Origin of the sequence: Serratia sp. BNK-4, assembly GCF_048685115.1 — a bacterium.
Lineage (GTDB): Bacteria > Pseudomonadota > Gammaproteobacteria > Enterobacterales > Enterobacteriaceae > Serratia > Serratia bockelmannii.
Map to the genome: position 1 here is coordinate 4,546,865 of NZ_JBLQTM010000001.1, position 24,388 is coordinate 4,571,252.

Genomic DNA, 24,388 nt, shown 5'->3' on the forward strand with positions numbered 1-24,388 from the left:
TATTCAGGTCGCACGGATGACCTGCTATTGGGCGCGGACTTGCCATGAGTGATTATGCTATGACGTCATTACTGACACGGAAACACCTACCTCTTCTCGTCATTCTATCTTTCCTCTGGGTGCGTCCGGCATTTTCCGCCACGGAATTCAATACCGACGTCCTGGATATCGGCGAGCGCAGCAAAGTGGATCTTTCGCGTTTCTCCGATGCCGACTACGTCATGCCCGGCGCTTATTTGCTGGACATCAAGATCAACCAGAAAACGCTGCCCCAGCGCAGCATTCAGTATTTCCCGTCGCCGGATAACAAGAGCGGCAGCCAGGTGTGCCTGCCGCCTGATCTGGTGGAAAAAATGGCGCTGAAAGAAGAAGCGGCCAAAAAAGTCACCCTGTGGCACGACAACCAGTGCGCCGACATTCGCGGCATCAAAGGCGCGACCGTCTCCGATCGCATCGGCGGCGGCGTGCTGGCGATCACCATCCCGCAGGCGTGGATGAAATACTCCGATCCCGACTGGACGCCGCCCGAACAGTGGGACGACGGCATTCCCGGCCTGCTGCTGGACTACAACCTGAGCGGCCAGTTAGGCAAGCAGAATCACAACAACAACACCGCCCAGAACCTGAGCAGCTACGGCACGCTGGGCGCCAACCTGGGCCCCTGGCGCCTGCGCGCGGACTACCAGGCCAATTACAATCAGCAGGCCGGCGATCGCAGCACCGGCTTCGACTGGAACCAGATCTACGCCTACCGCGCGCTGCCGATGCAGGCCGCCAAGCTGACGCTGGGTGAGATTTATCTCGACTCCGGGGTGTTCGACGCCTATCGCTTCACCGGCCTCAATCTGGCCAGCGACGAGCGCATGCTGCCGCCGAACCTGCAGGGCTACGCGCCGGAAGTGCGCGGCATCGCCAAGAGCAACGCCAAGATCACCGTCTCGCAGGAAGGCCGCACGCTGTACGAAACCACCGTGCCCGCCGGGCCGTTCGCCATTCAGGATCTCAACAGCTCGGTGCGCGGCAAGCTGGACGTCAAGGTGGAAGAGCAGGACGGCACCGTCTCGACCTTCCAGGTGGATACCGCCACCATTCCGTACCTGACCCGCCCGGGCTACGTGCGCTACAACGTGGCGCTCGGCAAAACCTCGGCCTACGACCACCGCACCCAGGGCCCGCTGTTTTCCGCCAGCGACTTCTCCTGGGGGCTGAGCAACGCCTGGTCGCTGTATGGCGGGGCGCTGCTCGGCGGCGACTATAACGCCTGGGCGCTCGGCCTCGGCCGCGATCTGAACGTGTTCGGCGCCATGTCGCTGGACGTCACCCAGTCGATCGCCCGTCTGCCCGGCGAGCCGACCGCCAGCGGTATGTCGTTCAAGCTCAACTACGCCAAACGCTTCGACGAGCTGAACAGCCAGATCACCTTCGCCGGCTACCGCTTCTCGCAGCGCAAGTTCATGAACATGTCGCAGTACCTGCAGGAGCGTTACGGCGATTACGACAAGAATTACAACGGCCGCCAGAAAGAGCTGTACACCATCACCGCCAGCAAAACCTTTATGGCGGAAGACAGCGCCAAGGCGATCACCGCCTACCTGACCTACTCGCACCAGACCTATTGGGATGCGCGAACCCAGGACCGTTACGGGCTGTCGGCCAGCAAGCTGTTCAGCGTCGGCGATATCAGCAACATCACCGCCTCGCTGTCGGCTTACCGCACCTATTACCAGGGCCGCACCGACGACAGTGTGATGCTCAACTTCACCGTGCCGATCGGCGACCGTCGGCGCGTCGGTTATGCGCTGCAAACCAACAACGGCGATGTCACGCAGACCGCGTCGTACAACGACTACAGCGATCCGGACAATACCTGGCAGGTCAGCGGCGGCTTTAATCAGTCCGGCAAATCGCTGGCGCGCGGGTACTACACCCACAACGCCTCGTTTGGCTCACTGAACGCCAGCGCCTCTTACCAGCAGGACAGCTACTCGTCGATCGGCGGCTCGTTCCGCGGCGGCCTCACTGCGACCCGGCACGGCATCGCGGCGCACCAGAACTCGAGCAACGGCGGCAGCCGCATGATGCTCGACACCGACGGCATCGCCGGCGTGCCGATCAACAACGGCCGCGCCTACAGCAACCGTTTCGGGCTGGCGGTGATTTCCGACATCACCAGCTACTACAACACCGACACCCGCATCGACGTCAACAAGCTGGCGGACGACGTCGAGGCCACCCGCGCCGTGGTGCAAGGCACGCTGACCGAAGGCGCCATCGGCTACCGCCACTTCGAGGTGGTGAAAGGCAGCAAGCTGCTGGCCACCATTCGCCTCGCGGACGGCAGCGAGCCGCCGTTCGGCGCCGCGGTGCTGAGCGAGAAAGGCCGCGAGGTCGCGGTGGTCAACGACGGCGGCTCGGTCTACCTGACCGGCGTGCAGCCGGAGGAAAAACTGGACGTCGCCTGGGAAGGCCAACGCCGCTGCCGCATCGTGATCCCGGGCGCCGCCAAGCCGCTGGACCAGCTGTTGCTGCCGTGCGCCACCCTGTAATCCGTAACGCTGAGAAATAATGACATGAACACACACCCGATAACGCTACTGACCGCCGCCGGCCTGGCCCTGAGCGCCGTACTGCCTACCGCCGACGCGGCGATATCGCTGGATCGCACGCGCGCCGTCTATGTGAGCGACGCCAAATCGATCAGCCTGAATATCGTCAATGAAAACAAAGAGCTGCCCTTCCTGGCGCAGTCCTGGCTGGAGAACGAGCAGCACCAGAAAATCACCTCGCCGCTGGTGGTGCTGCCGCCGTTGCAGCGCGTGGAGCCAAGCGAGCGCAGCGTGGTACGCATCACCAAGACGCCGGAGGCGGATCGCCTGCCGCAGGATCGCGAGTCGGTGTTCTACTTCAACCTGCGCGAAATTCCGCCGAAAAGCACCAAAACCAACGTGATGCAGCTGGCGCTGCAAACGCAGATCAAGCTGTTCTACCGGCCGAAGGCCATCGTCGCGCCCAAGGGCCAGGTGTGGCAGGAAAAGCTGGTGTTCCGTAAAAGCGGCGGCGCTATCTCCGTCGATAACCCGACGCCGTTTTACATCACCCTGACCGGCATGACGCGGCAGACGCAAAAACAGGGCGGCGGCGCGATCGGCGGTTTTCAGCCGCTGATGCTGAAGCCGAAATCCAGCGAAAGCCTCAAGCTGCACGATACCGGCATGAACAGCTTCGTCATCACCTACATCAACGACTACGGCGGCCACCCCGAACTGCGCTTCGCCTGCAACGGCAGCGTTTGCACCGCCGTGCCCGAGAAAAAATAAGGAGGTCCAGCATGGCTGAATTCACCGATCGACTGCGCCCGCTGCTGCTCGGCGCACTGCTGTGCGGCGGCGGCGCGATGGCGGCAACGCCGCTGGGCGTGATCGAAGGCACCACCGGCACCGTCAGCTTTCACGGCGGCCTGCTCAGCTCCCCCTGCAGCCTGACGCCGGACAGCCGGGATCAGTCCGTCGATCTGGGCGACGTCAGCGCACGCGACTTCCGCAACGCCGGCGATCGCAGCGCGCCGGTGCGTTTTCGCCTCTCGTTCCGCAACTGCCTGCTGGGCGCGCGCGCGCTGGCGGATAACCCGGCCGGCCCGCGCAACGGCGACGCCGGCCGCCTCTACCTGCAGGGTGAGCAGGCCGCCACGCTGGTATTTCTTGGCGAAAGCGACGTCGACAACCCGTCGTTGCTGAAGCTGAACGGCGGCGTACAGGGCATCGGCCTGCGGCTGCAAGACCAGCAGGGCCAGGTGCTGGAGCTGAATCAGCGCAGCCGCCCTTACATTCTGCAGCCCGGCAGCAACACTCTGTGGTTCAGCGCCAGCGTGGAATCCACCCAGCGGGCGGTGATGGCCGCCGGGTTCGCCGCCGTGGCGCACATTCAGGTGATTTACCTGTGAGGCTCGAGAACGCGATGAAAACACAACTGACCAAACTCTGCCTGCCGCTGGCGATCGCACTGGCGGCCCCCGCCGCCTGGGCCAACGGCTACGTCACGCCGGACGGCGGCCCCAAACAGTTCTATATCGACCTCAATCAAAGCAACATCACCAACCAGGTAGGGTTCACCAAACTGTTTCCCTATGATCTGGGCGGCACCTATACCGGCAAGGTGTACTGCGATACCCCTATTCCCACCAGCCCGCACTTTTACAAGTCGGATTCGGCGTTGCCCCCCTCCGACTACGGCAACGGCTATTTAAAACTGAATGACTTTTTGGATTTAAAAGCCGAGGTGTGGATTGCCGGCAACAAGAATGCCTACGTCACCGTGCCTTTTTACAACGAATCGAATTTGCTGAGCCAACACCGTTGCCAGCCGCCGTACTTACAGGTCAACAACTACGGCAGCGGTTCCAAAGGCAAGATCACCTTCCGGGTGCGCAAAAAGATCATTAACGGCGTCGAGATTAACGATCGGCAGATCATCGAGATGTACGGCCGCCTCGGCTCGACCGACGGCGGTTTCGGCCCCAATCCGATGGCGCAGGTGTTTATCCAGTCCGCGATCCTCTATGTACCGGATAAATGCGTGGTGAACGAAGGCCAGCTGATCAACGTCGAGTTCGGCGAGATCGGCGGCAGCGATCTCAACGGTTCGAATTATCCGCAAAGCATTCCGGTGCGCTTCCAGTGCGAGGGCGGCAGCTTCGAGGACGGCACGCTGAACATCAAGCTGGCGGTGTCGGGCTCGGCGGCTTCCTTCAGCAACGAGGTGTTCAAAACCGACAAGAACGATCTCGGCATCCGGCTGACGCACAACGGCCAGTTGGTCATTCCGAACGAGTTTTACCCGGTGCCGAACATCGGCAACGGCGGCTCCTGGAACCTGGTGGCGGCGCCGTTCGCCAACGGCGGCGCAGAGATCGGCGAAGGGGAATTCAACGCATCGGCCACCATCGTGGCGGCATTCCAGTAACCGAGGGAGGAACGGAAAATGCGTCTACGCGCTTTAGCGCTGCTGAGCTGCGCGCCCTGGTGGGTTGCCATACCGGCGGCGGCGAACACCGAGCTTATCGGCGCGCCGGTGCAGTTCCACGGCACCGTGGTGAGCCGCCCGTGCAATATCGAACCGCAGTCCGCCGATCAGCTGGTTGAGATGGGCACGGTGATCGTCAAAACCCTGTACCGCTACGGCCACACCACGCCGGTGCCGTTCAGCATCAAGCTGACCGACTGCAAGACCACGGTGTTCAAATCCGTCAGCGTGACCTTCAGCGGCACCGAAGACGGAGAGCTGCCGGGCAAGCTGGCGATCAACAACGGCGCGAACGGCGCCGCCATCGCCCTGTTCGATCATCAGGGAGCGGACATCGACCTGAATAAGGCCACCAGTGCCGTCGCGCTGCAAAACGGCCCCAACAGCCTGAACTTCACCGCCTATGTGCAGGGGCAGCCGAGCGCGATCCAGAACCAAAGCATTACCGAAGGCGAATTCACGTCCGTCGCCAATTTTGTGCTGGCGTACCAATAAGCCCGCACCACCCCAGGGAAATCAGGAAAACGACCGGCGCGCGAACGCCGGCAATGGGCCGTCACCGTTCGCTCCGGCGCGGTGCCACGGCCCTTTTAAGGAGCCACCCATGCCAGATATTCGCTTCACGCTGTTCGACAGCGATAACTTCTACCAGCAGGGGCTGCGTCTGCTGCTGCAGGACTATCTGCACTCCCTGAACGAATGCCAGCGTCTGTACCCGCAGTTCTCGCCGCTGGCGCTGCAGGCGTTGGATAACATCGAAATCGTGTTTCGCACGCCGGAAGAGCGCTGGGGTTGCGCCTGCTGCTACCAGAGCGCCTACGGCATCCCGCGCCAGCGGCAGCTGACCCTGCTGATCCTCGACGACACGACCCAGCAACAGGTGAAAAACCTGCCGCCGCTGTTCAGCATCCATCGGCGCGATTCGGCCTATGCCATCCGTCTCAAGCTGCAGATGGCGCTGGAAAAGTTCATCCAGCATCCGTGGGTGGCGCTGCACGCCGCCGGCCTGTGGAAATGCCAGGCCTGCCGCATCGCCGCGCTCAGCCACTGCGAAAAAAAGGTGCTGGGTTTGATGAGCAGCGGCATGTCCGCCTGCAGCATCGCCGGCCTGCTGCAGCGCAGCCAGAAAACCATCAGCGCCCATAAGCGTTCGGCGATGCGCAAGCTTAACGTGCGTAAAAACAGCGAGTTGAATAAGGTGCTGCTGAATCAGCGGGGGCTAAGCTGAGCGACAACAGGCTCGCGAGTGATATCAGAGTGGTTTACTCTGAATACTCATTTTTGTACTGCAAAGCGAGCCGGAATACATGCCCAGAACAGCCCAAGTCGTTGACGTCCCCGCCCTCGGCGAGATTGACCGCCAGGCGGGGCAGCTTAGCCACCAGCTGGCGCAGGCCCTGCGCCGGGCAATCCACAAAGGCGATCTGAAAGCGGGCGATCTGCTGCCTTCGACACGCCGGCTGTCGGCGGCGCTGAATCTGGCGCGCGGCACGGTATTGGAGGCCTTTGCTCAGCTGACGGCGGAAGGCTTTCTCGAACCGCAGCCCGGTTCCGGCACCCGGGTTGCCCACTATCAGGCGCCGCGCCGCACGCCACGCGCCACGGTACAGGCGAGTTCGGCGGTAGCGGTTCCGCTTTCTTCACAGGCGCAGCATCTGGCGCGCTTCGCCGCCCAGGTGCGGGCGCTGCCGCCGGTGCCGTTCACCGTCTCGGTGCCGATCGGCGATACCGCGCCCGACGATATCTGGCGGCGGCTCGGCAACCGCATCCGGGCGCGCGGCCCCGGCGCCCCGTCGGGCTACGGCGATCCGCTGGGCGCGTTGCCGCTGCGCGAAGCCATCTGCGACTATGTGCGCCGTTCCCGCTCGGTAAATTGCACGCCGCAGCAAATCCTCATCACCGCCGGCACCCAGCAAGGACTGTATCTGGCCGCGCAGATCCTGCTGGACGCCGGCGACAGCGCCTGGGTCGAGGACCCCGCCTACGCCGGCATCACCGCCCTTTTTAACAGCCTGTTTCGCGATCGGCACATGATCAGGGTACCCGTCGCTAACGACGGCATCGACGTCGCCGCCGGCGTGCACCTGGCCGCCGACGCCCGAGCCGCCTTTGTCACGCCGTCGCATCAATACCCGCTGGGCATGCCGATGAGCATGGCGAAACGAAGCGCCCTGCTGGCCTGGGCCAAAGAGCGGCAGGCCTGGATCGTGGAAGACGATTACGACAGCGAGATGCGCTACGCCGGCCACCCGTTCCCCTCGCTACAAGGGTTGGCGCCCGAGCGGACGCTTTATCTCGGCACCTTCAGCAAGGTGCTGTTCCCTTCGCTGCGGCTGGGTTACGCCATCGTGCCGCCGCCGCTGGTCGACGCCTTTTGCGGCGCCCGGATCCTGATGGATCGTCACCCGCCCAGCGCGGATCAACACGTACTGGCCGCCTTTATCGCCGAAGGGTATCTCGACCGGCATATCCGCAAAATGCGCGGCGTCTACGCCGAGAAACGCCGGATGCTGATCGAGGCGATCAACACGCATATCCCCGCCGATTTGGCGGTAGTGCAGCCCTGCGATCAGGGCATGCACATGGTGCTGTGGCTGAGGAAAGATCTCGATGACGTGCGGGTCGCCCAGTGCGCCAACGAAGCCGGGTTGGCGCTGCGGGCGGTGTCGCCGATGTATGCGCCCGGCCACGGTGAGCCGGGTCTGGTGCTGGGATTGGGCGGTTACCATGAACGCCAGGTACAGCAGGCGGTGAAACGGCTCGGCGAAGTGATCCTGGCCTGCGCCGGCAGCGGCGCCTAGCGGGAAAAACGCTTGGCGCCGAACACGCAAACCACCACGCCGGCCATCACGGCGATCATCATCGGCTGAACGGTTTCCTGCAGCAGCCAGGCCGCCAGCATCAGGCCGAAGAACGGCTGCAGCAGCTGCAACTGCCCGACGGCGGCGATGCCGCCCTGCGCCAGGCCGCGATACCAGAAGATAAACCCAATCCACATGCTGAACACCGAGACGTACACCAGCGACAGCCAGGCGGCACCGCTGACGGCAGGCCAAGTGGCCGGCGCCGCCCACCACGCCGCCACCAGCGTCAACGGCAAGGCGACCACCAGCGCCCAGGAGATCACCTGCCAACCACCGATCCGGCGCGACAACACCGCCCCTTCGGCATAACCCAGACCGCACAGCAGCACCGCGCCGATCATCAGCGCATCCCCCTGCCAGGCACCGCCGCTTTCCTGGCTCAGCGCGAACGCCCCCACCAGCGCGGCCCCGATACCGGAAAAGGCCCAAAAAGCGGGTTTGGGCCGCTCTCCGCCGCGCAAGACGCCAAAACCGGCGGTCGCCAGCGGCAGCAGGCCGATATACACCAGCGAATGCGCCGAGGTGGTGTGCTGCAGCGCCAGCGCCGTCAGCAGCGGGAAGCCGATGACCACGCCGAGCGCCACAAACAGCAGTGGCGGCAAATCGGCCCGCGTCGGCCGCGCCTGGCGGGTGATCAGCAACGCGCACAGGGCCAGCAAGGCGGCGATCGCCGCCCTGACCGCCGTCAGAAACAGCGGATCGAGCTCCAGCACCGCCACCCGCGTGGCGGGCAGCGAGCCGCTGAAGATAATCATGCCGAGGAAGCCGTTCATCCAGCCCTGAGCGGAATGCCCGACAACGGGATGAGCGGGGGTAACAACGAGAGTTTTTTCAGACTGACTGTCCATGATGCGAACGCTCCGCACGCCTGAGGCATACCGAAATCGGCAACCCGCGAGGCGAGGTCATAGTGAAAGAGAACAGCATTCCCCGGCGTCGCTTGCCGGGGTTGCGTTCTATTTTTCAGATAAAGCGGCTCACGGACAGGTCCAGATAGCGAGATTTTCACTGTGCCGGTTGCCAAAGCGCATCGCTAACGCCGAAGAAGGGCGTTTTTCGGGCTGTCCTTGGCCGTTTGGCGCCGCCGCCTGCGGGGTATCATGGACTTTTATGCGTTTTTGCAGAACAGGACAAGGTGCGGTGCCGTGGTGAAACCCTTCTTACGCAGTGGCAGTTTGGATGATGTGCTCGCTTTAGGCGAGAACGGGCAACCGATCTACGCCTGCGCGCAGCAGCTGCGGGAAACCCTGCGTCTTCGCCGGCAGCCGCAGGCCGCCGACTGTCTGGCGATCCCCCAGCCGAACGAAAGCGGCACCCGCATCGACTGGTATGCGCCCTTCCCGGGAAAGGTGACCTCCTGGCTGGCGGCAAGCGACGCCCAGCGCGCGCAGGCAGTGCGCCACCTGGAACACTGTCTGGCGACCTTCCGCAGCCTGACGGAACAGACCCGGGCGACCGATCATCCCAGCCACCGCCTGTTCGGCGCGCTGCTGGCCAAAGCGATGCATATTCCCGATCCCAACCACGTCTACCTGGTAGACGACCGACCGGTGCTGACCTTTTGGGGCTTTATCAAACCGCAGGCGCAGAGCCCGGACGATCCGTTAGCCTGCCTGCGCCCGCTCGAATCGGAAGTGGAAAAACCGGCGCCGATCGCCGCCGCACCACGCAAGCCGGCCGTTGTTGAACCGGCAAAACCAACACCGGCCACCGAGCCTGAACCGGTGCTCGCTCCGGCGGCCCCCGTCAAATCCCCTGCCGTCGTGCGCCCGCGTCGGCGCCACGCGCTGTGGCTGTTACCGGTACTGCTGTTAGGCAGTGCGGCGCTGGCCGCCTGGCTGCACCGCTCACCGCCGCCGCAACCGGCGATGCCGGCTGAGGTGCACCCTCCGGCACCACCGGAAAAAACCGCCGCGCCATTGCCTAAGCTGCGCTTGCCGCTGGCGCACGCCACGCTGATGCCGCCGCCCCCGGCGCCGACCATCCCGCAACCGCTGGACAAAAATGCGCTGGTGCTGCCACCCGAGGCGGTGAAGGCTGGCTCCACCCGTTTCCTTAACGGCAAATGGCGCGCCACGGTGGCGCTGAAAGATCCGATCACCGGCAAACGCCCCAGCCTGCAATACCGCCTGAACGCGGGCAAAGGCAACGCCATCATCGCCTACGGCGACGGCGTCACCTGTCGGGTCGCGGTCGAAGCCGGCCTGATGCAGTCCGGCAATCTGGTGATCAACAGCCGCACCAAGGCGCGCTGCAGCGACGGCAGCCGCTATCAGATCCCGGAAATCGTCTGCCGCCAAGGCGAGACCGGCGCGGCGGAGTGCACCGGCCGCTACGATGCGGACACCACCTATCCCATGACGTTCAAGCGCGAGAGTAAATGATGCTGGCCCCCCTTACTGACTACAAACACGGCATTACGCTGATTCAGGACAGCGGCATTCAGTTTCTGGACTTTGCCCTGACGCCGCGGCTGGACGCCGAGTTTCCCGGCAAATTCGTGCGCAAGACCGCCAGCGGCCCGCTGCTGCGCCTGCAATGGGAAGCCGAGAGCGGCAAATACCAGTTGCCGGCCGTGGGCGACCAGGCCGCCGAAGTGGTACGGCCGGAGTTCAGCTACCCGCTGCAGCAGTCGCTGCGCCTGCTGGATAAGCTCTGGCTGCCGTTGCCGTTCCTGCGCTACACCACCTCGGGAATGTTTTTATCAGGCCCGGATAACTGGGCACGTCTGCAGGTGGTGCAGTTGGATGAGCCGGATCAGGACGGTAACCTGCTGCGCGTGGTGCTGGCCTTCGACACCCGCGCCGCCGCGCCCGGTCAGGAAGCATTGGCGCCGGGCGAAAGCGATCTCGGCACCGGGCTGAACTTCACGCTGGCGCACCGCAACCACGAGCTGGGCGAGTTCCTCGATCTGACCTGGGTGGACGGCTGGCTGCGCGAGGCGTTCAGCCAGCGCGCCGCCGAGCGGGAACAGCGCGCCGAGGCGGAGATCAACGCCGGGCTGAAAACCTTCGAGTATCAGGCGCACTACCTCAACCTGTTGCACATGCTCGGCCATCAGCTGACGGTGCCGCAGATAAAAATGGTGGCGGCGACGCTGCAACAACCGGCGATCGACGTCGATCTGGTGCTGGACGTCGGCAATTCTCACACCTGCGGCGTGCTGGTCGAGGACCATCCGGAAGAGAGCAACGGCCTGAAGCAAACCTATGAGCTGCAGCTGCGCTCGCTGTCCGAACCGCATCAGGTCTACAACGAACTGTTCGAGAGCCGGGTGGAGTTTTCTCGGGCCGCGTTCGGCAAGCCGCATCTGTCCTTCCAGAGCGGACGCGACGATGCCTTCCAATGGCCGTCCATCACCCGCGTCGGCCATGAAGCCGCGCAATTGGCGCAGCGACGCGAAGGGCATGAAGGCACCACCGGCATCTCCAGCCCACGGCGTTATCTGTGGGACGAGGAGCGCTATGCGCCCGGCTGGCGCTTCAACGAGCGGCACGAGCCGATGGCCGCCGCCGCGCCGTTGACCACCCTGATCAACGATGAGGGCGTGCCGCTGTCCGCCCTGCCGACGGCCGAACGGCTGCCGGTGTTCGCCGCCCATTACAGCCGCAGTGCGGTGATGAGCCTGATGTTGAGCGAGCTGTTGGCGCAGGCGCTGATGCAGATCAACAGCATCGCCCAACGCAGCCGCATGCCGAACGCCACCGCGCCGCGCCGTTTACGCGCCATCATCCTGACGCTGCCTTCGGCGATGCCGAAGCCGGAGCGCGAGATCTTCCGCCGCCGCATGCAGGAAGCGATTGGGCTGGTATGGAAAGCCCTCGGCTGGCACCCGCAGGATGCGCCGTTCAACGGCGAGCACACCCGCTTCCCGGCGCCGCAAGTGCAGATCGAGTGGGACGAAGCCACCTGCGGCCAGATGGTCTATCTGTACAACGAAACCCAGGTGAACTTCGCCGGCCGCACCGACGCCTTCTTCGCCGCCATGGCGCGGCCCGATCGGCCGCTGGCGCCGGGTGAACAGCCCGGCAAGACGTTGCGCATCGCCTCCATCGACATCGGCGGCGGCACCACCGATCTGGCGATCACGCACTACTCGCTCGATGACGGCGTAGGCAACAACATCAAAATCAACCCGCGCCTGCTGTTCCGCGAGGGCTTTAAGGTCGCCGGCGACGATATCTTGCTGGACATCATCCAGCAGTTTGTCCTGCCCGCCGTGCAACAGGCGTTCGAGGCCGCCGGCGTGAGCGCCGCCGCGGCACTGATGGACAAACTGTTCGGCAACGAAGGGCGCATGGACGGGCTTTCCACCCTGCGTCAGCAGGCCGCGCTGCAGATCTTCATGCCCGCCGGACGCGCGCTGCTCGCCGCCTATGAGCAGTACGATCCGCTGGACAGCCGGGCGGAAATCGCCGCCAACCTCGGCGATCTGCTGCCGCAGCCGCCGACGCCGCAGGTGCTGGCGTTTATCAACGGCGAAGTGCAGCGCGAAGCCGACAGCGACGCCTTCGATATTCTGCACACCCCGCTGGTGACCCGCCTGGCCGATCTGCACGCCGCCTTCTTGTCCGATCGCATCGGCATCGGCCGCTGCCTGCGCCTGCTGGCCGAAGTGGTGGCGCTGTATACCTGCGACGTGCTGCTGCTGACCGGCCGCCCGGCGCGTTTCCCCGGCGTGCAGGCGCTGCTGCGCCACCTGCAGCCGCTGCCCGCCAGCCGCATTCTGCCGCTCGAGGGCTACCACACCCGCAGTTGGTACCCGTTCAACAAACGCGGCCGCATCGACAACCCGAAATCCACCGCTGCCGTGGGCGCCATGCTGTGCCTGCTGGCGATCGATCTGCGGCTGGAGAGCTTTTACTTCAACGTCGGCGATTTCCAGCCCTACTCCACCATTCGCTATCTGGGCATGCTGGACGGCAACAATATGCTGGCGGACGATAACGTCTATTACCGCGACATCGATCTGGATCGCGCCGATTTCGCGCTCGATCCCGCCGTCAGCTTCCAGCTGCGCGGCCCACTGCGTCTGGGCTTCCGCCAGTTGGACAACGAACGTTGGCCGGCCTCCCCGCTCTATACGCTGACCATCAATGACGCCCAGCTGGCGCGCAAGCTGGCCGGCGACGCGGTGATCGGCCTGCGTCTGGCCATCACCGCCAGCGCCGAACAGGGCGCCGAAAGCGTCAAGATCGCGCAGGCGGTGCTGGCCGACGGCAGCCCCGTCCCGGCTCACCACCTGCAACTGAAACTCAATACCCTGGCTGCCAGCGCCTCCGGTGCGACCCACTACTGGATAGACAGCGGGAGCATTTACCCACGATGAAAACGCACACCTTTGCCCCAGCGGCTCCGAATAACGCGCTCAGCGCCGGCATTGTGCAGGCGATCGACTGGGTGGACGCCACACGCCGACAATCCGCCCGCCTGGAGCGGGAAGCCGATCGCCTGACGCTGCGTCTGCGCGGTTGCCATAACCGCGCCGTCCAGTTGGAAAACACCCGGCCTGCGCAGGTCGCCATCGGTTTGTATGGCCACAACGCCGCCGCCAAGGCCCATCTGCTGGCGGCGCTGGCGCCTGGCGCCAAACGCTTCAACGCGGACCTGTCGCTCGCGGTGCGCTACTGCACGGCGGCCGAAACGGGGCCCGCCGATTATCCGATCGCCCTCGCGCTGCTCAACGAAGCGCAGTGGTTGGCCATTACGATCGACGCCGCCGCGATGCGCGGCTTTCGCCCGGACTGGGACGCCCGCGCCATCGCCAGCCATTTGCAAGCGTTGGCGCGCCACCGCCAAGCCGTCGCCCTCGATGGCCTCGATGGCAACGCCGTGCTGGCGCTGTGGGACAACCAACGCCGCCACGGCGGCAAAGAGCAACCCACGCTCGACAGGCACTTCTGGCCGCAGGCCGTGACGCTGGCGCCGCAGCTGAGCATCGACGATCGCGCGCGCCTGTTTGCACCGCTGTGGGGAGAGGAGGCGACGTTGACGGCGCGTTATCGCCAGCTGGCGCACGCGCTGCATACCCTCGGCGGCAGCCGACAGGTTCATGCCCCGCGCCGCGCGTTGGCGCTGCTGACCGCAAACGCCGTACCGGAAAACGCCACGATCGCCGTCATGACCGAAAACGGCGATGAACGGGAGATCGCACTGAGCGATCTGGCCTGGCTGACCGCCGAAGTGACCACCGTTCTGCCGCAGACGGCGCAGGCGGGCCTGCCCGCCGAGGTGGCGCTGATCGACCTGCCCGGCAGCCGCAGCTGTCCGCAGGCGGAGCCGGCGCAGCGTCTGCAACAGGCAAAGCGCGCCCATTTATTGACCCGCTGCTCGGACGGCCTGCACGCCAATCTGTTGCTGGTAACCGATGCCGCCGCCACGCCGCAGGACGCTGCGCGCGTCGGCCAGGCGCTCGGCGATTGGGTCAACCACACCCAGGGGGAAACCCCGGCGCTGCGCCAACGCCGCAAGCCCGGTTTAATCTGGGCAATCACGCCGTTCGACTCGCGTCAGGAAGGCAAAGCGCGGCCCGACGACGCCGTCCAGCGTCAGGTCGGCGAGCCCGGCGACAGCTGGGCCACGCTGCTGGCGCTGGATGAACAGGACTGTCGCCGCATGGTGAACTACCTGGCCGCTCAGGCGCGTCCGGCCCACAAGCAAGCGCGCCTGCTCGAACAGCGTGAGGAATTGCAGCGCGAGCTGACGGAAAGCCTGCTCGGCAACTGGCTCACCGCCGCCGATCCGCACGCGACGCAGCAACGCGCGCAACAGCTGCTGCGCGCACTGCAGGCACAGGCCGGCCGCCACGGCGAACTGCTGGAGCGGTTGCTACCCCAGCGCGATACGCTGCGCCAGCTTTATCAGCAACAGCAGCACACCGCACCGGCTCCGACGATGGCGCCTTCACCGTTCGGGCTGGATATCGATCTGTTCGGCGAGCAAGACCCTGCGGCGCCCGGCGAGCAGCCCGCATCGCCTTTTGCCGCACGGATCTTCGCAGACTGGGTCAATCATCTGCGTGCGCTGCCGGACAGCCGCCGGTTGCTGGATCTGCTCGGCGTCGAGAAACCACACCTGGAATTGCTGGTCGATGCGCTGATCGGCGCCGCCTGCCGCCTGCGGCTCGACAACGAACTGGAGCGTGCGCTGTACGCCGGGGGCCTGCCGGAACAGGGTGAAGATCGGCAGATCAGCCAGGCGCTGGCGCTACTGGGCGACTTCGTCGCCTGGCTCGGCTTCCCGCGGCGCGATGTGGCAACGCGCCCCGAAAGCCGCGTCAATCCCGGCCAGCCGATCTTTACCCCGCCGCCGCAGCCGGCGGTGGATTGGAGCGGCCAGCAGCGGCTAACCCGGCTGGCGCCGACGCCGACCAAGAATACCGCGTTTTATATCTATGACTGGCTGATCGGCCTGCAAACCCTGCTGGCGGAGAATGCCGCGCAGGCGCAGCCCGCGCTGGCAGACGAGCAGCGCGCCGACCTGGCGGCGATCGTCGCCACCCTGCGCGCTGTGCCGTAGCGGGCGCAATCCGGGCCGGGCGCCGCCGCGTAATCAGTGGCAGGCCGGCCCTGCCGACATCACTTCGCGAAAATGGGTGACCAGCGGGCGCAGGTTGGCCTTGTGCCACACTGCCCACAGCTGCGTGGTGTATTGCATCCAGGGCAGCTCGCGCAGCACCACGCCCTGCGGCGCGTTATGCCGCAGGCTGTGCTGGATCAGCGTCATCCCCAACCCGGCGGCGACCAGCCCCAGCGCGGTCAGCGGCTCGCCCGCTTCCAGCCGAATATCCGGATCAAACCCGGCCTTCACGCAGGCCGCCACGAAGTCGTCGCGCGAATGGGCATCCTCTTTGTGGATCACCGAGATCCAGGCCTGATCGGTGAGATCCGCCGGCTGCAGCGTCTCCCTTTCAGCCAGCGGATGCGTCTGCGGCAGGGCCAGCAGCATGCGATCGTCCAACACCTGCGTATAGTCCAAATCCTGATCGTCGCGATCCGGCGCCGTATTGACCAGCGCCACGTCCAGGCTACGCTGCCGCAGCCCTTCGAGCTGCATGGAAGAAGGCTGGCTGTAAAGCACGATGTGCACATCCGGCCGGGACACCCGCAGCGCCCGCAATGCGTTCGACAAAACGCCGGAGTGCATCGCATTTTCGATATAGCCGATGCACAGCCCGCCGTCTTCCCCCCGTCCCAGGCGGCGCCCGAGCGACTCAAGCCGGTTGGCGTGCGTCAATAGCGCGCGGGTTTCGGCCAGAAACGTCTGGCCGTCGGCCGTCAGGCGGATGCGCTGCTGATTGCGCTCAAACAGCATCAACCCGAGGCGCTCCTCAAGCTGGGAAATCTGCCTGCTCAGCGGCGACTGGGAAATGTGCAGCCGTTCGGCGGCGCGGCCGACGTGCTCCTCTTCCGCCACCGCGACAAAGTATTTCAACTGACGTAAATCGATCATGTGAGACCTCAAAGGACTTAACTTAGACGAATTATGTCCTATCAAGTCACAACTTGCCACGTTATCTTTAGCCTCGTGACGGGGCAGACAGGTATGAGCCCCATAAGTTTCCCTGAAAAGATAACGTATTGAGGATCGACTATGAGCATCAAAAATATTTTACCCGGCAAGATCGGTTTGGGCGGCGCGCCGCTCGGCAATATGTTCCGCAACATCCCGCAAGAGGACGTGCAAGCCACCGTCAGCGGCGCCTGGGATCTGGGCATCCGCTACTTCGACACCGCGCCGCTCTACGGTTCCGGCCTGTCGGAAATCCGCATGGGTGAAGTGCTGTCGCAATACCCACGCGACGAGTATGTGCTGAGCACCAAAGTGGGCCGCATCATGCTGGACGAAGAAGAAGACACCTCCGCCCGCGATCTGGGTGAGAAAGGCGGTTTGTTCGAACACGGTTTGAAGAACAAGATCGTCAACGACTACTCCGCCGACGCCACGCTGCGTTCCATTGAAGACAGCCTGAAGCGCCTGAAAACCGACCGTCTGGACATCGTCTGGATCCACGATCCGGCCCAGGACTTTTACGGCGACAACTGGATTGAGCAGTTCAACATCGCTCGCACCGGCGCTTTCCGCGCGCTGACCCGTCTGCGTGAAGAAGGGGTGATCAAGGCCTGGGGCCTCGGCGTCAACCGCGTCGAGCCTTGTGAACTGGCGCTGGGTCTGAGCGAAACGCAGCCGGATGCCTTCCTGCTGGCCGGCCGTTACAGCCTGCTGGATCATGAACGCGCCCTGCAGCGTTTGATGCCGGAAGCCCTGGCGAGCAACGTCGACATTGTCGTCGGCGGCCCTTACAACTCTGGCGTGCTGGCCGGTGGCGAGCACTACGAATACCAGAAAGCATCCCCGGCGGTGTTGGCGAAAGTGGCGCAAATCAAAGCGATCGCCGCTCGCTTCCAGGTCGACGTCAAAGCCGCCGCGCTGCAGTTCTCGCTGGCTAACCCGGCGGTCGCCGCCGTGATCCCCGGTTCGAGCCGCCCTGGCCGCATGGCCGAAGATCTGGCTGCGCTGGACGCCGTTATCCCGGCTGAATTCTGGGCCGAAATGCGCCGTCAGAAACTGGTGGCCGACAACGCGCCGCTGCCGATTCGTTAAGTTTTATGGGGCCGCATCGCCCCATTACCCCCATTAACTCGATGAGATACATGATGAAACTGGATCTATCAGGCAAAGTCGCCGTCGTCAGCGGCTCCACCTCCGGCATCGGCCTCGGCATCGCGCGCGGGCTCGCCAAAACGGGCGCCACCGTCGTGATCATCGGCCGTCAGAAAACCGGGGTCGATAACGCTATCGCCGACATCAGCGCCAACGTGCCCGGCGCGCAGGTGCGCGGCGTGGTCGCAGATCTCGGGACGGAACAAGGGGCTGCCACCCTGTTCGCCGCGGAACCGAAAGCCGACGTGCTGATCAACAACCTGGGCATTTTCAACGATAAAGACTTCTTTACCGTGCCCGACAGCGAGTGGATGCACTTCTATAACGTCAACGTCCTCTCGGGCGTGCGTCTTGCGCGCCACTATGCGCGGAGCATGACCGAGCAGGGTTGGGGACGCATTATTTTCGTGTCGTCCGAATCCGGCGTCGCCATCCCGGCGGACATGATCAACTACGGCGTCACCAAAAGCGCCAACCTGGCGGTGTCTCACGGCCTGGCGAAACGCCTCGCCGGCACCGGTGTGACGGTCAACGCCATCCTGCCGGGGCCAACCTTTACCGAAGGCCTGCAAGAAATGCTGGCGGATGCGGCGGCCAAATCCGGGCGCAGCGCACGCGATCAGGCCGACGAGTTCGTTAAAACCGAACGCCCAAGCTCCATCATTCAGCGCGCGGCGGACGTCGATGAAGTGGCCAACCTGGCCGTTTACCTCGCGTCTCCGCTGTCTTCGGCCACCACCGGCGCGGCGCTGCGCGTTGACGGCGGCGTCGTAGATACGCTGGCAATGTAACCCTGTATCCGAAACCGATATTAAGAGAGAAAGAAAATGGCTACTACATCCGTCTCTATGGACATCCCGGCATCTGCCGACACCGTATGGCAACTGATCGGCGGCTTCGACGCCTTGCCTGACTGGCTGCCGTTCATCCCAAAAAGCGTCGTTTCTGAAGGCGGCCGCGTGCGTACCTTAACCACCGCCGACGGCGGTATCGTCATCGAGCGGCTGGAAGCGTTCGACAACCGTCAACGCAGCTACAGCTACTCCATCATGCAAGCGCCGTTCCCGGTGGTGAATTACCTGTCCACCCTGTCAGTGCACGCCACCGACGACGCCAACGTGGCGCGCGTGGAATGGTCGGGCAGCTTCACGCCGGTCAACATCAGCGACGACGAGGCCATCGCCCTGTTCAGCGGCATCTACCAGGGCGGCCTGGATGCGCTGAGCGGCAACTTCCCTCGTTAACGCTTAAACACTTAAGCCCCACGGTCGATGGCTGCACCCATCGGCCGTTTTTTTTTGGGGTTTGGGTGCACGAGCGGGCACGCCGCGCAGCAGGATAAATCCGTCATCGCCGCTTATGCTGTAAAGGAGATGTTCATTTGAGGAGATGACCGTGCGCCCCTTCAACTTGCAACGGCTGGATCATGTGGTTCTGCGCGTGCGCGATATGCAGAACAGCCTGCGTTTTTATACCCAGATCGTCGGCTGTGATATCGCCAAACAGCGACCGGATTTGGGGCTGGTGCACCTGCGCGCCGGTGCCTCCATGATCGACCTGGTGGACATCAATGGCGTGCTGGGGAAAAAAGGCGGCGAAGCGCCCGATCCTCATAGGCAAAATGTCGATCACGTCTGCCTGCGCATCGATCCGTTCAACGAAGAGGCGTTGTTGACCTATCTGCGATCGCAGGGGATCGGCGTTGATCCCGCCGAATCGCGCTATGGGGCGGAAGGCGACGGGCCGTCCATTTATTTCAGCGATCCGGACGGTAATCGCGTGGAATTGAAAGGGCCGGCGGGATGAGATTAACGGGCCATAGATAATGGAGCCTTATCGGCCCCATCTGTTTGAACGCCACGGGTAGGTGTTCCACGCACCAACAATAAGCTGCTAGCTTATGGTTCTATCAATGTCATTGGCTATGAGAGGCGCTGCCCCATATGAGAAAACCGATCGCCTCGGTGATTTTTGTCCTGGTATTCGCTGTCTTGCCGAACATCATTCCCTCTCGGCTGCTGCTGACACCGGACATGGCGTTGGAAATGGTTCACAAGTCTAATGAATGGGGTCTCGGCGATCCGCAAGCGCTTTCGACAACCTGCCTGCTAATGCTTTATGCAGCTGTCGCGGGGTTGTGTCTGCGTTTTATGCCAAAAAAATCGGCCTAACCCGTCACTGCTGAACGTTAACGCCCCTGCGCTGCCAGCGCCTGGGCGCAGGCCCAGGCCGAGCTCCAGGCCCACTGGAAGTTGTAACCGCCCAACCACCCGGTCACGTCCACCACTTCGCCGATAAAGTAGAGCCCCGGCGCCTTGTGGGCTTCCATCGTCTTGGAAGAAAGTTCGTTGGTGTCGACGCCGCCGAGCGTCACTTCCGCCGTGCGGTAGCCTTCGGTGCCGTTCGGCTGCACGCGCCAGTTCTGCAACAGATCCACCAGCGCCGCCTGCTGCGGCGCATTCAGCTGCTTCAGCGTCGCCTCCGGCAATTGTCCCAGGGTCTGCAAGCACTCCACCAGCCGCTTCGGCAAGTGCAGCGCCAGGGTATTTTTCAGGCTTTGGTTCGGGTGCTGCAAGCGTTGTTCATCCAGGAAGCCCGCCAGATCCAGCTCGGGAAGTAAGTTAACGCTCACATACTCACCCGGTTGCCAGTAGCTGGACAGCTGCAGCACCGCCGGGCCGGACAGGCCGCGATGGGTAAACAGAATGCTTTCACGGAAGCTGACGCCGTTCTCGGCGGTGATCACCGCCGGCACCGAGACGCCGGACAGCGTCTGTACATGCTCCAACAGCGGTTTATGCAGGGTAAACGGCACCAGCCCGGCGCGCGTCGGCAGCACCTTAAGGCCGAACTGCTCAGCCAGTTTGTAACCGAACGGCGACGCGCCCAACCCCGGCATGGATAATCCGCCGCTGGCCACCACAAGTGAGCGAGCGCTCACTTTTTCACCATTCAGCGCCAGCGCGTAGCCATTCTCGGTTTTCTCTACGTCCAGCACTTCGCTGCGCAGGCGCATCGTCACCTGGCCCAGCTCGCACTCTTTGACCAGCAGATCCACCACCTGCTGCGCCGAATCGTCGCAGAACAGCTGCCCCAGCGTTTTTTCATGGTAGGCGATGCCGTAACGGTTGATCAGATCGATGAAGTCCCACTGGGTGTAGCGCGCCAGCGCCGACTTGCAGAAGTGCGGGTTGTTCGACAGATAGGCCGCCGGTTCGGCGTACATGTTGGTGAAGTTGCAGCGCCCACCGCCGGACATCAGGATCTTGCGGCCCGGTTTTTTGCCGTTGTCGAGCAGCAATACGCGGCAACCGAGTTGCCCCGCCTGCGCGGCGCAAAACATGCCGGCGGCGCCCGCCCCAATCACTACGACATCAAACTGTTCCACCTGAGCCTCACTTATCAAAACCACAATCGCGACAAAAGAGCGCCATATTACGCCGTTTCGCCGCCGGTCACCGCCAAATTCACGGCGGCAGATTGTAAAGCCCCGGCGGCGCCAACGCCATAGTAAGAAAATATTACAGAGGTCAGAGCAGATTAACGCGTTGATATTCCATATTTTTGTTATAGGCGCGTCATCGTTTCGTCATGTCCAAATCAAAAAAACGTCATATTTTCCTTTTCCCCGGCCCCGGTTGTCACTGATAATGCGCGGCGTTCATGTCCACAAACTGGCGTAACGCTTATGCTGCATTTGTTCGCTGGCCTGGATTTCCATACCGGCCTGATGTTAATTCTCGCATTGTTGTTCGTGTTGTTTTATGAAGCCATCAACGGTTTTCATGATACGGCCAATGCGGTCGCTACAGTTATTTATACCCGCGCCATGCGCTCGCAACTTGCGGTCGTGATGGCAGGTTTGTTCAACTTTCTTGGCGTAATGCTCGGCGGTTTGAGTGTTGCTTACGCCATCGTCCACTTGCTGCCTACCGATCTGTTGTTGAACGTCAGTTCAGCACACGGATTAGCCATGGTCTTCTCCATGCTGCTGGCGGCAATCATCTGGAACCTCGGCACCTGGTATTTCGGTTTGCCGGCCTCCAGTTCCCATACGCTGATAGGCGCAATCATCGGTGTCGGTTTAACCAACGCCCTGATGACCCACACCTCGGTCGTGGATGCGCTTAACGTCCCGAAAATGATTGGCATTTTCCTTTCTCTGCTGTTCTCGCCGCTGGTCGGCATGATGGTAGCGGGAGTGATGGTGTTCGCCTTGCGCCGCTATTGGAGTGGCACCAAGAAACGCCAGCGTATCCACATGACCCCTGCGGAACGTGAAAAGGTCGACGGCAAACGCAAGCCGCCGTTCTGGACCCGTATCGCGCTGATCCTGTCGGCGATTGGCGTCAGCTTCTCGCACGGCGCCAACGACGGCCAGAAAGGTATCGGCCTTATCATGCTGGTGCTGATCGGCGTTGCGCCGGCTGGCTTCGTGGTCAATATGAATGCAACCGGTTATGACATCACCCGTACGCGTGATGCCGTGACCCACCTGCAGCAATATTACCAGCAGCACGGCGACGCGCTGTCGCATGCGGTGTCGCTGACGCCGCTGGTGCCAAGCCCGGATGACGAAGCCGCGCCTGGCAAGCCTGCCGAGTTCCACTGCGACAGTTCGCGCGCCATGCCGGCGATCGAGCTGGCTCAGGGCATGCTGACCAACCTGCAAAGCTACGATCAGCTGACGGTTGACCAGCGCAGCCACCTGCGCCGCCTGCTGATGTGCGTGACCGACACGGCGGATAAAGTCGCCAAGCTGCCGGAAACCTCATCCGCCGACCAGCGTTTCCTGAAGAACCTGCGTCAGGATCTGCTGCAGACCGTCGAGTACGCGCCGATGTGGATCATCGTCGCCGTCGCGCTGGCGCTGTCGCTCGGTACCATGGTGGGTTGGAAACGCGTGGCCACCACCATCGGCGAGAAGATCGGCAAGAAAGGCATGACCTACGCCCAGGGCGTATCGGCCCAGATGACCGCGGCGCTGTCTATCGGCGTGGCGAGTTATACCGGCATGCCGGTCTCCACCACCCACGTCCTCTCTTCGGCGGTTGCCGGGACGATGATCGTGGACGGCGGCGGCGTGCAGAGCAAAACCGTGAAGAACATCCTGTTGGCCTGGGTACTGACCCTGCCAATCTCGATTCTGCTTTCCGGTGCGCTGTATTGGGTTGCGTTGAAGCTGATCTAAGCGATAAGCATCATGAGGAAGGCGGCCCCAGGGCCGCCTTTTTTTTGCCTGCATCAAGGGAAACAGGAAGGCATTAATACCAGATCATCAGCGCTATCAGGCTGATGACCACCAGGCCGCACAGGGCCGAGGTCAGCATAAACTGCCCGCGCACCCGCTCGCAGCGGCGGATAAACTCCGGATCGTGATGCTCGACATAGCGCTGCGCGAAGATATAGCGCACCAGCCTCAGCTGCTTGCTGGGTTGCCCGTGGGCGGTGAAAAAACCGCCGCCGTCGACGTACTGGTACAGCAACGGGTCACAGCCGCGCAATACCACCAGCAGCGCGCGCAGAGAAGAGTAATACCGCACCATGTTTACCACACACACCACACATAAGGCCCAAAACAGCGCGACGGTACTGATCATGATTACCCCCTCAAGGCGTTGTTATCCGCGGCCTTCCGCCGGGTCCAACCGCCCTACCTCATTACCCGATACTCTGCTGGAGCTTACCGCTCTCATCCCCTTTTTTGCCTGCACGGGCCATGCCCATAACCCACCGCCTCCGGAGACGTTACCGCACCGCACAGAGAGATTTGCACGGCGTGGTTCCACTCAGAGGGGAAATGATGAGGCCCATATCCATCATTGTAGGTTAATGAAACGCAAACTGGCCTGAGCAGTGGATAAAATTTACCGCCCTGTGCCGAAAAGTCACCTGCCGGGACGTTATAAGCGATAACCGCCCGTTTTCGATTAGGCGGTTTTTATGGATAGTCTATCCCGCGCCACGCCGCTGATCTTTCCCCCACGCTGGCTAGACTCAGGTTTCCGTTACGTTCATCCAAGGAAACTGTTATGGCAAACCATTCAATCAAGGGAAAAACCGTCCTCATCGCCGGCGGCGCCAAGAACCTCGGCGGGCTGATCGCGCGCGATTTGGCTGAGCAAGGCGCCAAAGCGGTGGTGATCCACTACAACAGCGCCGCCTCCAAAGCCGAAGCGGAGAAAACCGTCGCCGCCATTCAGGCCGCCGGTGCGCAAGGCGTCGCGCTGCAGGCCGATCTGACCACCGCGGGCGCGGTCGAGAAGCTGTTCGCCGATGCGGTCGCCGCCGTCGGCAAGCCGGATATCGCCATCAATACCGTCGGCAAGGTGCTGAAAAAGCCGATGGTCGACATCAGCGAAGCCGAGTACGACGAGATGACCGCGGTCAACGCCAAAACCGCGTTCTTCTTCCTGAAAGAGGCGGGCAAGCACCTTAACGACAACGGTAAAATCTGCACGCTGGTCACCTCGCTGCTCGGCGCCTTCACGCCGTTTTACGCCGCTTACGCCGGCACCAAAGCGCCGGTGGAGCACTTCACCCGCGCCGCCGCCAAGGAGTTCGGCGAGCGTGGCATCTCCGTGACGGCGGTCGGCCCCGGCCCGATGGACACCCCGTTCTTCTACCCGGCTGAGGGTGCGGACGCCGTGGCCTACCACAAGACGGCGGCGGCGCTGTCGCCGTTCAGCAAAACCGGCCTGACCGATATCGAAGACGTGGTGCCGTTCATCCGCCATCTGGTCAGCGACGGCTGGTGGGTAACCGGCCAAACCATCCTGATCAACGGCGGCTACACCACCAAATAAGTTCGACGGGGGGCGGAGATGCCCCCGCACCTGCTC

21 protein-coding genes are annotated in these 24,388 nt (G+C 63.1%); 17 read left to right on the forward strand and 4 right to left on the reverse strand.

Translation table 11 applies throughout. The features are described from left to right. Nucleotides 1-59 precede the first annotated feature (59 nt). From ACMGGW_RS21640 to ACMGGW_RS21670, 7 genes are all read left to right on the forward strand, one after another. Nucleotides 60-2,546: a fimbria/pilus outer membrane usher protein gene (locus ACMGGW_RS21640; RefSeq protein WP_046687943.1), complete on the forward strand. Its 2,487-nt coding sequence runs from the start codon at nucleotides 60-62 to the stop codon at nucleotides 2,544-2,546. Nucleotides 2,547-2,570: 24 nt separating this feature from the next. Beyond that, nucleotides 2,571-3,317: a molecular chaperone gene (locus ACMGGW_RS21645; protein ID WP_049294961.1), complete on the forward strand. Its 747-nt coding sequence runs from the start codon at nucleotides 2,571-2,573 to the stop codon at nucleotides 3,315-3,317. 11 nt (nucleotides 3,318-3,328) lie between these two features. After that, nucleotides 3,329-3,940 (forward strand): fimbrial protein, encoded by a 612-nt coding sequence (locus ACMGGW_RS21650; protein WP_049294962.1) that lies wholly within the window; start codon nucleotides 3,329-3,331, stop codon nucleotides 3,938-3,940. Between the two features lie 14 nt (nucleotides 3,941-3,954). Further along, on the forward strand, nucleotides 3,955-4,959 hold the full coding sequence (locus tag ACMGGW_RS21655; RefSeq protein WP_197832487.1) for a fimbrial protein: 1,005 nt from the start codon (nucleotides 3,955-3,957) through the stop codon (nucleotides 4,957-4,959). A gap of 18 nt (nucleotides 4,960-4,977) precedes the next feature. Then, a complete protein-coding gene (locus tag ACMGGW_RS21660) occupies nucleotides 4,978-5,514 on the forward strand; it encodes a fimbrial protein (RefSeq protein ID WP_025304591.1) in 537 nt (178 codons plus the stop codon). Between the two features lie 109 nt (nucleotides 5,515-5,623). After that, on the forward strand, nucleotides 5,624-6,247 hold the full coding sequence (locus tag ACMGGW_RS21665; protein WP_043139025.1) for a helix-turn-helix transcriptional regulator: 624 nt from the start codon (nucleotides 5,624-5,626) through the stop codon (nucleotides 6,245-6,247). Nucleotides 6,248-6,326: 79 nt separating this feature from the next. Then, a complete protein-coding gene (locus ACMGGW_RS21670; RefSeq protein ID WP_197832488.1) occupies nucleotides 6,327-7,820 on the forward strand; it encodes an aminotransferase class I/II-fold pyridoxal phosphate-dependent enzyme in 1,494 nt (497 codons plus the stop codon). Here ACMGGW_RS21670 and ACMGGW_RS21675 read toward each other — a convergent pair. Next, the gene (locus tag ACMGGW_RS21675; RefSeq protein ID WP_049205608.1) at nucleotides 7,817-8,731 is read right to left on the reverse strand and encodes a DMT family transporter; all 915 of its coding nucleotides are present in this window, start codon (nucleotides 8,729-8,731) and stop codon (nucleotides 7,817-7,819) included. The genes ACMGGW_RS21670 and ACMGGW_RS21675 overlap by 4 nt on opposite strands. Nucleotides 8,732-9,028: 297 nt before the next feature. Here ACMGGW_RS21675 and ACMGGW_RS21680 point away from each other — a divergent pair, with 297 nt between their 5' ends. Genes ACMGGW_RS21680 through ACMGGW_RS21690 form a run of 3 tightly spaced genes read left to right on the forward strand, consistent with a single transcriptional unit; the run spans nucleotide 9,029 to nucleotide 15,401 of the window. Further along, a complete protein-coding gene (locus ACMGGW_RS21680; protein WP_151429179.1) occupies nucleotides 9,029-10,267 on the forward strand; it encodes an SrfA family protein in 1,239 nt (412 codons plus the stop codon). Further along, a complete protein-coding gene (locus ACMGGW_RS21685) occupies nucleotides 10,267-13,212 on the forward strand; it encodes a virulence factor SrfB (protein ID WP_197832497.1) in 2,946 nt (981 codons plus the stop codon). Before ACMGGW_RS21680 ends, ACMGGW_RS21685 begins: the two co-directional genes overlap by 1 nt. Continuing rightward, nucleotides 13,209-15,401, forward strand: a complete 2,193-nt coding sequence (locus ACMGGW_RS21690; RefSeq protein ID WP_197832489.1) for a virulence factor SrfC family protein — start codon at nucleotides 13,209-13,211, stop codon at nucleotides 15,399-15,401. The genes ACMGGW_RS21685 and ACMGGW_RS21690 overlap by 4 nt, the downstream gene beginning before the upstream one ends. A 33-nt stretch (nucleotides 15,402-15,434) precedes the next feature. On the opposite strand, the gene ACMGGW_RS21695 is transcribed toward ACMGGW_RS21690, so the two are convergent. Continuing rightward, nucleotides 15,435-16,334 (reverse strand): LysR substrate-binding domain-containing protein, encoded by a 900-nt coding sequence (locus tag ACMGGW_RS21695; RefSeq protein ID WP_025304598.1) that lies wholly within the window; start codon nucleotides 16,332-16,334, stop codon nucleotides 15,435-15,437. A 141-nt stretch (nucleotides 16,335-16,475) separates the two neighbouring features. Here ACMGGW_RS21695 and ACMGGW_RS21700 point away from each other — a divergent pair, with 141 nt between their 5' ends. The 5 genes from ACMGGW_RS21700 (at nucleotide 16,476) to ACMGGW_RS21720 (ending at nucleotide 19,717) form a co-directional block, all read left to right on the forward strand. After that, nucleotides 16,476-17,486 carry an aldo/keto reductase gene (locus tag ACMGGW_RS21700; RefSeq protein WP_025304599.1) on the forward strand — a complete coding sequence of 337 codons (1,011 nt, stop codon included), beginning with the start codon at nucleotides 16,476-16,478 and terminating at the stop codon, nucleotides 17,484-17,486. Nucleotides 17,487-17,539: 53 nt separating this feature from the next. Continuing rightward, complete coding sequence (locus ACMGGW_RS21705) at nucleotides 17,540-18,337, forward strand: SDR family oxidoreductase (RefSeq protein ID WP_197832498.1); 798 nt, start codon at nucleotides 17,540-17,542, stop codon at nucleotides 18,335-18,337. A gap of 36 nt (nucleotides 18,338-18,373) precedes the next feature. Continuing rightward, complete coding sequence (locus ACMGGW_RS21710; protein ID WP_197769831.1) at nucleotides 18,374-18,790, forward strand: SRPBCC family protein; 417 nt, start codon at nucleotides 18,374-18,376, stop codon at nucleotides 18,788-18,790. Nucleotides 18,791-18,935: 145 nt separating this feature from the next. After that, nucleotides 18,936-19,352 carry a VOC family protein gene (locus ACMGGW_RS21715; protein ID WP_049205612.1) on the forward strand — a complete coding sequence of 139 codons (417 nt, stop codon included), beginning with the start codon at nucleotides 18,936-18,938 and terminating at the stop codon, nucleotides 19,350-19,352. 137 nt (nucleotides 19,353-19,489) lie between these two features. Further along, entirely contained in the window at nucleotides 19,490-19,717 is a 228-nt protein-coding gene (locus tag ACMGGW_RS21720; RefSeq protein ID WP_025304603.1) for a hypothetical protein, read from the forward strand. Between the two features lie 17 nt (nucleotides 19,718-19,734). Here the strand turns inward: ACMGGW_RS21720 and ACMGGW_RS21725 are convergent, their stop codons facing one another. After that, nucleotides 19,735-20,934 (reverse strand): NAD(P)/FAD-dependent oxidoreductase, encoded by a 1,200-nt coding sequence (locus ACMGGW_RS21725; protein ID WP_043139059.1) that lies wholly within the window; start codon nucleotides 20,932-20,934, stop codon nucleotides 19,735-19,737. A 300-nt stretch (nucleotides 20,935-21,234) separates the two neighbouring features. Here ACMGGW_RS21725 and pitA point away from each other — a divergent pair, with 300 nt between their 5' ends. Continuing rightward, complete coding sequence (pitA, locus tag ACMGGW_RS21730; RefSeq protein ID WP_025304605.1) at nucleotides 21,235-22,737, forward strand: inorganic phosphate transporter PitA; 1,503 nt, start codon at nucleotides 21,235-21,237, stop codon at nucleotides 22,735-22,737. 73 nt (nucleotides 22,738-22,810) lie between these two features. Here pitA and uspB read toward each other — a convergent pair whose 3' ends face one another. After that, nucleotides 22,811-23,146 carry a universal stress protein UspB gene (uspB, locus tag ACMGGW_RS21735; RefSeq protein ID WP_016930435.1) on the reverse strand — a complete coding sequence of 112 codons (336 nt, stop codon included), beginning with the start codon at nucleotides 23,144-23,146 and terminating at the stop codon, nucleotides 22,811-22,813. 432 nt (nucleotides 23,147-23,578) lie between these two features. Here uspB and ACMGGW_RS21740 point away from each other — a divergent pair, with 432 nt between their 5' ends. Next, nucleotides 23,579-24,352, forward strand: coding sequence for an SDR family oxidoreductase (locus ACMGGW_RS21740; RefSeq protein ID WP_025304606.1), 774 nt, complete (start codon nucleotides 23,579-23,581; stop codon nucleotides 24,350-24,352). Nucleotides 24,353-24,388 lie beyond the last annotated feature (36 nt).